Source organism: Chryseobacterium lactis (genome assembly GCF_003815875.1).
In the GTDB taxonomy this organism is placed as follows: Bacteria; Bacteroidota; Bacteroidia; order Flavobacteriales; family Weeksellaceae; genus Chryseobacterium; species Chryseobacterium lactis.
Window position 1 is genome coordinate 5054653 of the sequence record NZ_CP033924.1, and the last position, 14867, is coordinate 5069519.

General features: G+C 34.7%; 12 protein-coding genes. 7 read left to right on the forward strand and 5 right to left on the reverse strand.

Going from position 1 to position 14867, the window contains the following annotated elements; translation table 11 throughout:
• Positions 1 to 4: 4 nt before the first annotated feature.
• From EG342_RS22490 to EG342_RS22510, 5 genes are all read right to left on the reverse strand, one after another.
• On the reverse strand, positions 5 to 2530 hold the full coding sequence (locus EG342_RS22490; RefSeq protein WP_048506305.1) for an alpha/beta hydrolase family protein: 2526 nt from the start codon (positions 2528 to 2530) through the stop codon (positions 5 to 7).
• Positions 2520 to 3890: a RagB/SusD family nutrient uptake outer membrane protein gene (locus EG342_RS22495; protein WP_048506306.1), complete on the reverse strand. Its 1371-nt coding sequence runs from the start codon at positions 3888 to 3890 to the stop codon at positions 2520 to 2522. Before EG342_RS22495 ends, EG342_RS22490 begins: the two co-directional genes overlap by 11 nt.
• A gap of 11 nt (positions 3891 to 3901) precedes the next feature.
• A complete protein-coding gene (locus EG342_RS22500) occupies positions 3902 to 6862 on the reverse strand; it encodes a SusC/RagA family TonB-linked outer membrane protein (protein ID WP_246008689.1) in 2961 nt (986 codons plus the stop codon).
• Between the two features lie 294 nt (positions 6863 to 7156).
• Entirely contained in the window at positions 7157 to 7963 is an 807-nt protein-coding gene (locus EG342_RS22505) for a FecR family protein (RefSeq protein WP_048506308.1), read from the reverse strand.
• Positions 7964 to 8050: 87 nt separating this feature from the next.
• The gene (locus EG342_RS22510; RefSeq protein WP_048506309.1) at positions 8051 to 8575 is read right to left on the reverse strand and encodes an RNA polymerase sigma factor; all 525 of its coding nucleotides are present in this window, start codon (positions 8573 to 8575) and stop codon (positions 8051 to 8053) included.
• A gap of 587 nt (positions 8576 to 9162) precedes the next feature.
• On the opposite strand from EG342_RS22510, the gene EG342_RS22515 reads away from it, so the two are divergent.
• From EG342_RS22515 to EG342_RS22545, 7 genes are all read left to right on the forward strand, one after another.
• Complete coding sequence (locus EG342_RS22515; RefSeq protein ID WP_048506310.1) at positions 9163 to 10548, forward strand: hypothetical protein; 1386 nt, start codon at positions 9163 to 9165, stop codon at positions 10546 to 10548.
• Between the two features lie 25 nt (positions 10549 to 10573).
• On the forward strand, positions 10574 to 11665 hold the full coding sequence (locus tag EG342_RS22520) for a putative toxin (protein WP_073060406.1): 1092 nt from the start codon (positions 10574 to 10576) through the stop codon (positions 11663 to 11665).
• 23 nt (positions 11666 to 11688) lie between these two features.
• Positions 11689 to 12045, forward strand: coding sequence for a hypothetical protein (locus EG342_RS22525; RefSeq protein WP_048506312.1), 357 nt, complete (start codon positions 11689 to 11691; stop codon positions 12043 to 12045).
• A gap of 10 nt (positions 12046 to 12055) precedes the next feature.
• Entirely contained in the window at positions 12056 to 13036 is a 981-nt protein-coding gene (locus tag EG342_RS22530) for a hypothetical protein (RefSeq protein WP_048506313.1), read from the forward strand.
• 63 nt (positions 13037 to 13099) lie between these two features.
• A complete protein-coding gene (locus EG342_RS22535) occupies positions 13100 to 13609 on the forward strand; it encodes a hypothetical protein (RefSeq protein WP_048506314.1) in 510 nt (169 codons plus the stop codon).
• Positions 13610 to 13734: 125 nt separating this feature from the next.
• Positions 13735 to 14502, forward strand: coding sequence for a DUF2314 domain-containing protein (locus tag EG342_RS22540; RefSeq protein WP_048506315.1), 768 nt, complete (start codon positions 13735 to 13737; stop codon positions 14500 to 14502).
• 20 nt (positions 14503 to 14522) lie between these two features.
• Positions 14523 to 14843: a hypothetical protein gene (locus EG342_RS22545; protein ID WP_123868160.1), complete on the forward strand. Its 321-nt coding sequence runs from the start codon at positions 14523 to 14525 to the stop codon at positions 14841 to 14843.
• The last annotated feature ends 24 nt before the right edge of the window (positions 14844 to 14867 follow it).

Consider the following 14867-nt stretch of genomic DNA (forward strand, 5'->3'; position numbering starts at 1 on the left):
GCGCTTAAAAAGGCGCCTTCTTTTTTATTTGCTTATTGATCCATGGAACATCTTTTATATCTTTCAGAAAATAATCGAACCATTCTAAGATCTTTTCGTCCCTGTCTTTCTCCTCGAGAGGATGATGGAGAAAATCGTGATTACCATTTTTATATAAAAGGGCTATCACCTGTTTTTGATAACGTCTAAGACCAATATAAAATTCCATAACCTGGTCCAATGGCACGTTTTCATCCTTCTTTCCTCCCCATAATAAAATTGGTGATTTGACATTTTCAACATTTAAAATAGGACTATTCAGTAAATATTTTTCTTTATCTTCAGCCACTGAGTCTCCCATCTTGAACTGCCCAGTTTCATAAAAGAAATAAAACGGTTTAACATACTGATAACTATAAGAATGGTAACTGCTGATCAGATCACTGAAACCTGCTCCTGATACATATGTCTTAAAGCGCTGCGATTGTGTGGCGATGAAATTGGTTTCATAACCACCATACGAATGTCCTAAAAGCGCGATTCTATCCTGATCAATTAGAGGGTTTTTCAATAAAGCATCCAGCGCGCTATTTACGCATTCTAAAGCTGACATGCCGGGGCCATCCTTGCCTTGTTCTATATCGGGGAGATATACAAAATACCCTCGTTCCAATAAAGTCCTGATCTGGAATCCTACAGGTGATACATTATTTGGAGAAAGATAATCATTGCTTAAAGTCCGTTGTACCTGATAGATATGGACTACCATTGGATATTTTCCCTTTGGATCATAGTCTATTGGATAGTATAAAATACCCCTTAGATTTTTTCCAACAGCTTTGAAATTATAAATTTTCTGTTTGATCTTTTGTGCTTCAACATCCTTAATTCCGGCATTGAACAATTTATTTTTATGTCCATTGACATAGGAATACAATGTAGGAGGCTGGTTGAAATTTCTTTCCAACGTATAAAAGGATGTCATATTTCTGTTGAAAAGTAGATGATCAGAGTCAATCCTGTTTTCTGTTTCCGGTACAACCTCTTTCCATTTTCCCTTGCGGTACATATTGTAAAAAGTTTTATTTGAATAATTATCATATACTTCCAGCAATATGGAATCTTCCGGTAAAAATGAATTTAATGTACTTTCACCAAATTCGTTAGTTTGATTTTTAATTTCAACTTTTTTTCCTTTTGCAATGCCCAAAGCGGTCAACTTCTTTCTATTGATGTCATATTTCCAGAGGTCGTCACTGCTTTCAAAATAAATTTGATTGCTGTTTGCCGTAAAAACAGGTTTTTCAAGACCAAATTTTTCTATTAAGGCTTCTCTCTTGCCCGAAGTACTGAACAAGGACCAATTTTTACCATCATTGCTCGCTAGGAACAACCTGCCATTCTTGGAACAAAAAAACCTATTTCCCACAAAGTCGGGTCTCCAACCTTTTGTTAAAGTAGGTATTTGTTTTAAGCTGCCGATTGCTGTTAAACTTTCTGTTGATATATCAAATATATAGGCATCATTGATATCTGGCGTAAACGTATTAAAATTGTAATCTTTTCTAGGTAGATAGGTCAGAAAATATCGAGCATTATTTAAAGATTCAAGTACATGGTTCTCCTGAATTTTTAATGACTGCAGTTTATTCGCTATCGTATCCCATAACCAGTATTCGTTATTTACGTACATTCTTTTATGTAGGTTGACAAATGGATCATTGCCATACCATATGTCAACCAAGGAAGACTGCTCTTCGGAGAATCTTACCCTTGAATTGATGAGAAAGTACTTTCCATTTTGAATTTCCGTCAAACTTAATTCTGATTTGCTTGGAACGTTTAATTGAATTACCTTTTTATAGTCATGTTCTGAATCGAGTATAGTCAATTGATTATGTCCTTTCTGAATCTGAACTTCTGTAATGAGTAGCTGTTTGCCTGATGGCGTAAGTTCGATCTTTGATATTCGATTTTCTGTTGAATATACAATTTCTTGTCTTTTACCCGTTGTTTCAAGGATCTTGGCTTTTCCTTCACTCTGCCTTACAACATATAGCTTACTTTTTGAGTCTGTTGCCATAAGACCATCAATGTCTGCCATTTCCTGTAGCTGATTGCCCGTCAGATCATAAAAAATAAGGTGCTTATCTCTGGAGTAAATGGCATATCTATTTAAATTATCCAGCCGATAATAATTGCTGGCATTATTATATTGGTATATTTTACCAGTCTTAAGGTTCAGAAACTGTAATTGATCGGCTTTTCTCCCAAAAACCCCTTCTTCATTAAGAAAGTCCAAAACTCCCGTCGATACAATTTTATGTATTGTCTTGTCCTTTGTGCTAACAACATAAGCCGAATCACCACCAAGTTTATACTGCTTATTGATTCCTATCCATGTTCCTTCAGATGAAATCTTGGGAACCCCGCCCAATGTTGCAAATTTTGCCTTCCATTGGGTTAAGGTATCCCCCTGCTGTTGAGCAGGTATAAATATGAAGCCGTTAAGAATTATGGAAACCAGTAAATATTTGATCTTAATAGCCATTATTCTGAGGTTTGAGATTTAGATTGAGGAGAATTTCATTTTGGGGGATCGGCCAAAGTTTATGAAAATCCTTCCAGTTAGGCTTTGCAGTTGACAATAAATTGAGTTTATCCATTCTCTTCAGATCAAGAAACCTATGTCCTGTTTCAGTAAAGAATTCACGTCTATCTTCCAAAAGGATTTCATTAAGGAGATCAGCTTGGCTTAAGTTGGTTAATGCCGCTAAACCTGCCCTTTGTCTTATCGAATTTAAATAAATAAGCCCTTCGGTGAGTTTACTCTGCTGAGCCAAAGATTCTGACAATAAAAGATAAGCTTCTTCCACCCTGAATATGATAGAATACTCATTAGCATTTGTATTATCGCGATTTTTGTATTTTTCAGCTCTATACCATATTGATCCATTATAGGATACTGACGCCATCCAGTGCTGTTTTCTTAGGTCATTAGAGTTGAAGGAGTTTACGAGATTCATATTCAACGCATAAGAACTAGGCTTTGCATTTGAGAAATAGTATAAGGTAGCCTGTTTCAGAGAAGCATTATTAATAGGTTTTAATTGCCAAAGAATGTGTTTACCTGACTTTTGAAATACTTTTGTTATATCGGTTTCTATTTGATAAAGCGAAGATTGGGTAATTTCTTTTAACAATTGTTCTGCCTGATTCCAATTTTTCTGTGCCATATAGATCTTTGCCAGTAGAAGCCTTGCTGTCATTTTATTGGCATATATCCGTTCAGCATTTCGATAGTCATCCTGCAATAGTGTCAGGACCTGTTGAAGATCTTCTACCATTTTTTTCAATGCATCATTTGAAGGTGTTTTATTTAAAATCTGATTTATTGTGTAATCCGTTGTTTCAGGATATGGAATATCCCCCCAAAGTTGGTTCAAATAAAAAAACATTAACGTTCTAATAAATAAAGCTTCTCCCTTCAAATACTTTTTGTCGGACATTGAAATCCCGTTAGATTTATCAACACCTTCAATAATAGCATTAGCTGTATAAATATGTTTAAAAGATGAAACCCAGATATTGTATACGGTTTGATTCGTGTCAGTTTGTTGGTTTAGATAAAGTTCCCTAGTTGGAGTAATCGTTGTACTGAATTCATCCAGTTCATCCGTATAAACGCCTAGGGCGGCATCAAGATTCACTCCTGAAATCGGGGAATTTGACATTACATCGGCATATAAAGCCGATAATGCAGCGTTAGCTGTTTGAAGATCCTGAAATACTTCGTTGCTGGCAATCTGATTATTCGGTAGATCAACGTCAATCAATTTTTCGCACGAAATCGAAAAATACAATGAGAAAGATGCGAGAATGCATGTGTATAAATATTTAAAATTTTTCATGAGATTAGAAATTAAAAATTTAACTGTAGTCCGAAAGAGTATGTTCTTAAGGGAGGAAGAAAACCTGAGATTATTGCCTCTGGATCAACACCAAAGAATTTAGTCCATGTTATTAAATTCTGGCCCTGAAAGTAAATTTTAGCACTTTTAAAAGGACTTGACGACATCGGTATATTATAACCAAATTCTAGGTTTTTTAATCTTACAAAGGATGCATCTGAAACAGCAGCAGTACTTCCTTTAAATAAATTATGATTGAGCAAATTTTTTGATGCACTATAAGGCATATATGTTCCGTTAGGATTTTCGGCAGACCAAACATCCAGTACTTCCACAGGTTGGTTAACCATTGTACCCGGAAGAGGCATAATTGAATTTTGGTTATAGTTTTTCTTTTTGACGAATTGAAATAAAAAATATAAATCCCAATTTTTATATCGAATACTGTTATTTATGCCACCAAAAAATTTAATTTGAAGATCTTCAATAACCTGACGGTCATCTGGAGAAGATATTTTGCCGTCTCCATTAAAATCAGTGAACTGATAAAGTCCTGTCTGCGGATTAATACCTTCCAATTGATATAGCTTAACAATCTGCGTTGAAGAGCCAATGGAATATTGACTTGCATAAGGTGAACCGGCTAGACCTGGAAATGATAACAGTTTATTTTTAGGGAATGTTATATTAAGATTAGTTTCCCAATTAAAGTTCTTAGTTGAAACTGGTCTTGCATTTATTTCAAATTCCAGTCCGGTATTCTGCACTGTAGCGTCCAGATTTGCTGTCACACTTGGAAATCCAGTTACGGCAGATAGTTGGTAGCCAACCAATTGATTTGAAGATCTATTACGATAATATGCTAAATTAGTAGTAATACGGTTGTCCAAAAAACCTAGTTCAATTGCAGTTTCAAACTTTCTTGTTTTTTCCCAACTGTAATTGGGATTAAATAGTCTGGCAGGTAACAGTCCGGTAATTCCATTGTATATTAATGTTGAGGAAACATTATAATTATCCAAAAATTGAAAATCCCCGATATTATCACTTCCTGTCGAACCATAGCTACCGCGAATCTTACCAAAAGATAACCATTTAGAATCCTTTAGAAAATTTTCCTTTGTAAAGATCCATGCGGCTCCCAACGCTCCAAAATTTGCAAATCTGTTATTAGGTCCAAAACGACTGCTCCCATCACGTCTACCAGTAACATTCAGGATATAACGATTTTTATACTGATAATTTAACCTACCAAATAATGCGGCATATCTATATTCAATAGATGATTGGTCGCCCATTCTTATCGTTTTTGCAGCGGAAACATTTGTAATAAACTGATTGCTTTCAAATCCTATTCCTGTAATTTCATCAGTATTCCTAACATTTCTCTGAAAACTTCCCCCTATCAAAAAATCAATTTTATGGTTTCCCCAATTTTTTGACCAGTTTAATTGAGGTTCAATAATGAAAGAAAATATATCCTGATCTTTTTTTCTTGATTGTGAAGTTGCACTGGAAGCACCGCTTGCAAGGGATGGATTATTGACTGTATTGGGAAGTAGAGATAATTCATTTATTGCCGTGTAATTTAATCCTGCATTAATCTTAAATTTCATATCCGAGTAAAGCTTGTAATCAGCGTTTATATTAGTTTGAAAGAGCTTGGTATCGTTACTATAAGTGGCATTAAAGGCCGCTAAAGGATTGTTAAAAGTATTTCCGGCCCAATTTAAACTTCCATCTTCATTATAGAGCAGAGGTGATACAGGTGGTAGCGTATAACTACTGCCAGTAATATCAGTTCTAACAACATTGTTTTTCTGATTGGTAAACATATTAGATAAACTGAGCTGAAAGCGGTTATCCTTTGAACGATGTGACAGATTAGAATTAAAAGTATTGCTGAGATATTTATAACCTTGTCCAAAAGGAGTTGTCTGCTCATTGTGTCCGAGGCTGACTAAAAAACTGGTTGTTTCACTACCACCGCTCAATGAAAGTTGGGTGTTACTATAGGTTGCTTTGTTTCCGATCAATGTTTTTTCCCAATCTATTTCATTGTTTCCCCAAGCGCCATTAAGATCATAGGCTGTTGCCGGATAGTTTACAACTCCGTCATTCAGGTAAGCTGTACGGCGCATGTTAAGGTATTGGTCCTTGTTTAATAATTTGAGGTTGGAAATAGCCTCACTTATACCGTAATTGGTTGTAAGTCGTACACTCAGTCTACCTGATTTACCTTTTTTAGTGGTTATTAATATAACTCCGTTTGCTCCTCTGGAACCATAGATAGCAGTCGCATCAGCATCTTTTAGTACCTCAATGCTCTCGATATCACCCGGATTTATGCTATTTAATGGATTAATCTTACCAGAAGGCATCACTGTAGCGCCGATTTGCGTGTTTTCAGCTGTTATTTCACTTAAAGGTACACCATCAACCACATAGAGTGGAAGATTACCGTCAATCGAGGAATTCATACTTGTTCTTAAACTATTCTGTCCCCTGATCTGTATTGTAAACCCTCCACCGGGAATACCGGAATTTTGCGTGATATTAACTCCTGACATTCGGCCCTGCAAAGAGGATAATACATTCGTTACAGGCTGGTTTTCGATATCTTTTGCCTTAACCTTTGAAATACTTCCAGTGCTGTTCCTTTCGGTGACTTTATAGTATCCGGCATTTAAAGTGATTTCTTCAATTTTTGTTTCTTTACCCGCAAAAGACTCGGATTTTAATGTGTCAACAGGTAAACTTTGATCTTGTGGAGTTATTTGGCTAATTGCTTTAATTTTCTTTTCGCGAATGACAACCGTATTATTAAAAATGGTTGTTTCAAAGGGTAATTCCTTGAATAACTTCGCAAGGCAATCCATTAATAATTCGTTATTGCATTTTGTGCTTGGCACTTTGTAGTTTATAAATGACTTCTTTTTATAAGAAAAACGACGTATTTTATTTTCCTTCAAAAAGAGTTCAATTGCATCAACTGCGGGTAATGCTTCCGAATCATAATTTACTCTCATGGTAGAGAGATTCTCTTGGGCATTAAGACCCTGCCATCCGATCAAAAAGAACACGGCGGCTTTGTACAAAATTTTCATATTTTTGTAACGTATTTATAATTAATAATTCATCGAACAGTTATTGGTTGAATACATTGGCCGACGGTCGCACCCGTCGGTCATTTTCTTATTCAACATTTAAATTTTCGGCTTCACGTGTCGTCACTGAGCGAGGGCATAATTAAAGCCCATAGTTTTTCACTCCAATTGAAATGTTTTATCATTGATTTGTTTTATTTTGAAATCCAGCTGGAAAGCAATGATTTCAATAAGGGATTTAGCGGTAGAATTAGTAGATGAAATCGTAATCTTAACCACCTTATCTTTATCAGGGATTATCATTTTTACGTTATAGGTTTCTTCTATGATTTGGGCTACTTTACTTAGTGAGCAATCGTTGAAGGATAAACTTGATTTAAGTTGAGATTCTGTTGACCGTGATGTGGCAGATATTCTTGCAACTTGTACAGTTCCCAAATTTGAAAACGTTTCTTTTGGTTTTAGTTCAAATGATTCGTTAGGTTTTTCAGATCTATAGACCAACACCTTACCTTCATACAGGTCAACACTGAAAGATTTTTCATTTTGATAAATCTTAAAAACGGTTCCCAATACTTTAGTCTCATAATTTCTACCATGAACAATAAATGGATGTTCTTTTGATTTAGAAATTTTAAAGATTGCGTCTCCATCAAGTGTAACTTCACGTGTATCTGAAGGAAATGACTTTTCAACAGTCAGCTTCGCTCCTTTTTGTAAAATTACTTCTGATTTGTCAGGCAGTAAGACCTTACGAGGATCAGAAACGGCCATATAGACATCTGGCTTAATCAAAAAATTATAGCCTAAAACGCTACCACTTAAAATCACGACTGCAGCAATGCCGCCGTACATTATATTTTTACGATTTCTTTTTTGCTTTTCTTTACGACGAATAGCGATTAAAGCATTTGTCCATACTTTATTCTCTTCTTCCTCTGTGAGATAGGGAAAATTGTCTTTCATAAAAGAGCCTTTATTATGTATAGGAGAACGGAGGAAAAAACCACACGGTTTTTATGAAAAATTAACTTATTTTATGATACTTTAACATCATTTAGTAATTTTCACTTTGTCTCTCAGGTAGATCATAGATTGATGTATATGCTTTTCAACCGTTCTTTTGGAGATATTGAAATTAGCGGCAATTTTCTCTTGCGTGACACCCTCTATTTTATTCATTTTGAAAATTTTTCTACGAAGCGGAGGAAATAACTCTTCAATTGCTGTTTCTATTTCTGAGAGATTTCGCTCCTTATTTTCTGCAATGATTAAATCTTCATGCGAAGTATCGGAAAAATGTAAGGGTAGATCGCTAGTTTTATCGATTTTTGCGTTCCTATAAAAATGTGCTATTTCCTGTTGGCAGGTTTTTACAACTATGCTTTCAATATTGCCAGCATCCAGTTTAGACCGATATTCCCATATATGAATAATGACATTCTGAAAGACATCCAAAACATCGTCCCTATTATTGATCTTTTTATAAATGAGAGAAAATATTAGTGGATTAAATTTATGAAGAAGCTTATGATATTGTTGTTCTTCAATTCTGATATGTCGGTTAAGAGACCACATTGTGTTAATAGCAAAATTAGTAATTTTTTAATATATAATTAAATTTATCGAAATAATTTTTAATTATACTGGAAAAATATACCACAACATCAGCATTTTTCATAATTACATTCTCAACAATAAAACACTATTATCATTTGGAATATTTATTTCTAAAAAATTAATATATTAGCAGTCGGAATATTTAATAGAATATTAAGATATAAACGAGCGTAAGCTATCGAAAATTTAATCTAAAGAAAACCGCTAATTTTCAAAAACAGATGCAATTCGATAGACTTACGCCTGTGCCTACTATTGGCATGGGCTAAGTCTTTTCGGCATCTGGGTTCTTAGCGGTACCTCTTTAGACGATTGGCTTCAGTACCATGCCTTTCTTTGTTTATCCCCAATAAATAGGTAAGAAAGATAATTAAACTTCCCAAAGTTTAAAATGCGACAGGTTCTGACGTTTTCCAGTTATAATTTCGCTCCATATATTTTTTGAATGAGAATTTAAAAGTAAAAATTCCGTGAAAATACCTAGAGCCGAAAAACATAAATAGAATTAAATTGCAAATCCCTCCGAAAAAAGCACAGTTATACCGATGAGATATATTATTATACTATTTTTTAATGTCAGTTCTATTTGTCTCGGACAAATACCCAAGTTTCCTGAAATGCCCCAAAAGAATAATCTATTTAGGGTACAGGAAACACAGACGATCACTCCTGGTCGTTATAATCATTCTCGCATTAATTCCCATGCCGATCAACGTATAAATCAACAAGCAGATCAAGAACATATTAATAAGGAGGTTGAACGTCAGATTGCAGAGATAAGGGCCGAATCCTTCGCTAAGAACTTTAGGCTTGCTTCATTAGCAGATCAAAAAGGTACCTCTTCATATTATGCGGCTTATGAAAATCTGTCACAACTTGATCCCGAAAGCTATTCCATAGCAGATGCTGTTTTTATAGTTGAAAATGCTTATTACGATAACAATAAAAACTTCCATGAATCTTACCAAAATCAAATCCAAAAAGCAACTAATATTATAAGAAATGATTTAAAGAAAAACGGAGTGGAAGATTCTGACAACGTTTCCAAGAATCTATCAATTTTTAGGTATTTCGCGGAGGACAGTAAACAGAATGGGAAAGTAGTTCATAAGGCTATGAAATACGATTTTGACGATTATATGGGCGCCAAAGATTATTCAAAAATGTTTGTGTCTAAACTGATGAAAACCAATTCTGGTCAGTGTCATTCAATGCCATTACTATATCTAATATTAGCAGAACAAATTGGAGCGGATGCATATTTGGTAATGTCTCCGAATCACTCCTATATCAGATTTAAAAATGATGATGGAGAAATACTAAGTATTGAATTGACCAATGGAATGTTTTCTGCCAATTCCTTTGTACTCAATTCAGGATATATTAAAGCAGAGGCATTAAAGAATAAGCTATACATGCAAAACTTAAATAAACGGGAAGTTTTATCGCAGACATATGTGGATTTAGCAAGTGGTTATATACATAAATTTGGTTATGATGAATTCGTTTCTAAGGTTCTTGATAAGGCTTTGCTTTTAAATCCACAGAATATCAATGCGACTTTATGGAAAAGCAATACGGATCAAGTTCGTTTTATGCAGTCTTGCGCGAGATTTGGAATTGACCCTCAGATTAAGGAGCAGCTGCAAAATATCCGTAATTACCCACCATTGGAAGACCAATTTCGTCAAATAAATTTGAGCTTTGACTATATTGATCAATCGGGGTTTTCCCAGATGCCACTGGATCAATATGAAAAATGGCTCAGCTCATTAAGAAGTACTGAGAACAAACAAAAAAGTGATGAAATTGCGGAAAGGATCAAAATTTTAAACGCGCAAAAGCAGAGAGAAGCTCAAAATAAACCAAAACCTATCTTACCTAAAAAAGAATCCCCAAAGATTTACAAAATTCCAAAGGAATTTTTATAACTGATAATCAAGAAACAAATAAATTATGAGAAAGATTTTATTTTGTGTTTTCCTGTTTCTTATGTGCTTTTCGCAAGCGCAGGAAAAACAAAAGAAAAAACACACAAAAGAAAAAGAATGGGTAAACCCCGTTAAATTGACAAAAGAAGAGCGATCCCGCCCCTATATGTCGGAAGTGCTTAAGACAAGAGATAGCTTAAGTCCTGCCGAAGCCGAAAGAAGAAGAAAAAATATAGAAGCAGGAAACCCATTTAAAAAATATGGTTACTACCCCAAGGTAGCTACATTAAGTAAGGGAAAATACCTTGAATTTCATGATCAGGACAGTATTGTTACGATAGGATCAGTAAAATTCAACGTCAAAAAAGGTGAGGTTGTTGATTTCATTGAAGTAGATCTTGAAGATCCGGACGCACAACCGATCGGTGATACACATGGACGCTGGATGAGTCCTGACCCCCTGAGTGAAGAGTTCCCAAGTTGGAGCCCTTACAGTATGTCCTTCAATAACCCTGTAAGATTTAAAGATCCCACAGGTTTAGCGCCGGAAGATGCTACTGAGTGTTGTTGGTGGCTACGTTTAATGCCGTTATTTGAAGAATCGTCAATTAAACCGAACATAATTGAAACAGTTACCAAGACTGGTGAAGTAGGAACAAAGCAAAGTGAAGCCGTAACAAAAGCTCAGCAGGAACATTTCAATTTTGGTAGATATGTTGAAGAAAAACAGCTTGCGGAAATGGGAAAGGAGAAAAATACCAAAACCTATGAATACACCGATCCTAAGACTGGAAAGACCGGAAAAACTATACCCGACGCAATGACAGATGAAGGGGGAACTGTGGAAATAAAGCATGTTGCCAAACAATCGTTTACAAAACAGCTTAGGGGCCAGCAGGAAATTTCAAAAGCAAGTGGACAGGAAGCTATTTTGAAAATTAATGAATCTGCAAAACTAAGCGAACCGCTTAAAAATTCCGGTATTAATATTCAACGCTATACGCCTCCTGCAAAACCCAAAATTGATAATCTTAGAGTTACACCTGCTCCTGCTCCTAAGCTTATTCCTGTACCAAAACCTAAAGATCCCTGTGGTGGTGTTCCTGGGTGCACATAGTTTAAAAAGTATTATATTTATTTATGAATAATATTGAGAAATTGCTCAATGCCATAAAAGAGCAAGCAACAAAGTATTTAATTGAAAGTGGTGAATTCGCACCCTATGCTACCTATGTAAGAGCAAATGGTAACCTTACTAATATCTCTGCTTATTCAGAATCAACAAATTCAAAAGAAATGTATGATATTTTGCTGGCTGGCGCATATGATGATTTAAAAGATGAGGATATTCGGGTTTATGCTATTGCTCAGGACGGAAGATATCAGGGTAAGGATGTATTGGTTGTGGATTTAATTCTTTCACCTGAAAGCAGATTTCAGCAAATCTATCCCTATACTAAAGATGGTGAAAATGTAAAATTTGGGGAAATGATCTAAATTCAGATTTATGACGGATAATCCATATTTAAAATTTAAAGATGATGACCTAAAGGAATCTAAAGTTTTAGCCGAAGCATTAAATATTTCTGAAAGTGATTTTTTAAAAATTCAGGATTGGTTTGACCAGTTACTTCTATATCATCAAGAATTAACAAGTGATAAGGAAGAACAATTCAATGCGGAAAAGAACTTGGAGAATAGTTTCCATGAACTGATCTCATCAGAAATTGAAAAGAACAGCTATAAGTACATCCTGCCAAAATTGTTGCATTATAACAATGAATTTAATGGCGCATTTTTAAGGTCGTTATACGTCGCCAGATTGGGAGCTTTGCTCGGAAATAATCTTATCCCAAATTTTGTGAATGACAAGATGATTACGTATTCACCGGAAGATTATTTTCATATTACGGTTTATCTTAAGCATAACTATTTTGTTTCGCCGAACAGCAACTTTTTGGAAGGTATTATAAAAATTGAACAGTCCAGAAGTATTTTCAAAAAAGCTACTGTGGAAGTTAAACTATCAACTTTGAAAAATATACTGGAAATTATAAATCAGATCAGCTTCCACCATGACGTAATCTGTTTTAAAAAGATTTTAAAATTAGTGTCTCCCAAAGACATTTTATTGATTGATTATCTGAAAAAATTTAAAGTTGCCAATAATCAGTGCTGCTACAGAATTATTAACCGAATTATGAATTTGGAAATAGTTGAAAACAGTTGGGATGACTTTGAGATTAAAGTTCAGCTGATTCATTTCTTTGACACAGCGAGAGGCGCAAATCCCAGTTCGAGTTGGTTAAAAAAGTTAGATGAACTGACCGTAAGAGTAGGCAGTTCTAAACTTTTACAAACAGCAAATACAGTTTTGGATAATAATAATTGTACGGATCATAAAATAGATTATGGGGTCCAATGGAGCGATGATACGGCAAAACGATTTTTGAAATCGGCGCAATGGATTAAGGACATTTGTCGGTAAAAAAAATTAAAATTCGCTATTTGCCTAAATTGAGAAAAATTATAAAATTCCTCGTCAAATAAAATGGGTAAAAGAGTAAAAACAGAAATCGGGGACATATTCTCGGTGGAATTAGAAAATGGGAATAAAAAATATTTCCAATACATCGCTAATGACCGAACCCAATTGAACAGCGATGTTATTAGATCATTTAAAAGAGAATATCCAGCCCGTGTAATTCCTGATTATTCGGAACTGTTGAAGGGCGATATTGAATTTCATGCACATACCGTGATCAATATTGGAGTAAAACAGGGCTTATATATGCAGGAAGGTAAAAGTATTGTTTATCCAACTTTAGAGGAAGTCTTATTTCGGGATACAAATGATTATGGTAATAAAGTTGGGGATGAACCGATAAAAGTTTCTGAAAGGTGGTTTGTATGGAAAATTAATGATGAAGGTTTCAGAAAAGTTGGTAAACTGGAAGGAGAAAACCGAATCGCGGAAATTGGAATTGTAATACCGCCTTTTGCAATAGCGGAACGAATTAGGACAGGAAAATACAATTTCGTCTATCCAGATTTTGACTAAATAGATGGCAATATGAATAGCCTTACAATTAAGTTTTTTGGATGCTAATTTTAACCATAATAAAATACCCAATATTACCTATTTAAAAAGAAGCCACCAATTTCCCCCAAAGTATTAAGAGAATAATGGACAATCATATAACAATTGAGGTCGATGATAAATTTATATATAATTTATATAAGGCCAGCAGCACGCTATGGTACTTCGATCAGTTGATCGCAGGTGGATTTACAGGATATAATTCTATAAAGTTCAAAGACAAAAATGATGTTTTCGTTTGGTTGGAAAATATTGAAATTGAAGGAAAATATTACAAAGGAGTTCTCGCTGAAACAGGTCAGCCGGAAATCGTTCTCCGAAAAGAATCTGTTGACTGGCTGTTAATAGATAACCAACGACTGATAGGTGGCTACACCATACGTCATTATTACAATATGCTATCAGAGGATGAAAGAGTAAATTTTGAAATATATTGTGGATATCGTATTGATCATGGGAATGATTTTTTCAGACCAGACCGTTCAACTCCTGAAGGTGCAATAATCACTTTGGAAAATTTTTACAATGAAAATAATATGGAAGGTATTTTATCCTGTAAAGATTTTTATCTGGAAGCGGAAAATGTGATGCAAGAACACAATATGGATTGGGATTCAGAAATCCATTCTAAAGTAGTAAGCGTGCTGAGGGTTTCTCTATTAGAGGATTTAGAGAATAAAGGTTTTCCAAATTTTGAGACCATTGAGCGCGTGTTCAACCTTATAGAGAGAAGAAAAGATCAGGAGCTAATTGAAGAAACGCTTTACTATCCGGACGGATTTATAACGGTCAATAAATTTTGGGTTGGTCTAACAAAGGATAACGGTTGGAAAGTGTTGAATCTTGTTGAATAAAAAAATTAATGCAGGTAGCCATGAAATTAGATGAAATTATAAAAGCAATCAGAAGAAATACGATTAATGATTTCCTCACCGAAGAAGTGAGTGATATGGACTATGAGAAAATCATTCTGTATGGAGAGTACTCTATAGGAACTGATACAAATTATAGATTCTTTAAATTAAAAAGGGCAATGAAGGAATTACTCAATGATAATGGGATTACATATGAACGGCTTTGTTCACTAAAAGAACTTGGTTTATTAATAGATTATTATCTTTCTAAGTATGATCGAAAGACAGATGACGTACTTGCAATTGACATTATAGACCATATTCAAAATCCAGATTTTTAAATATATCCCATGTTGGGAACCAAA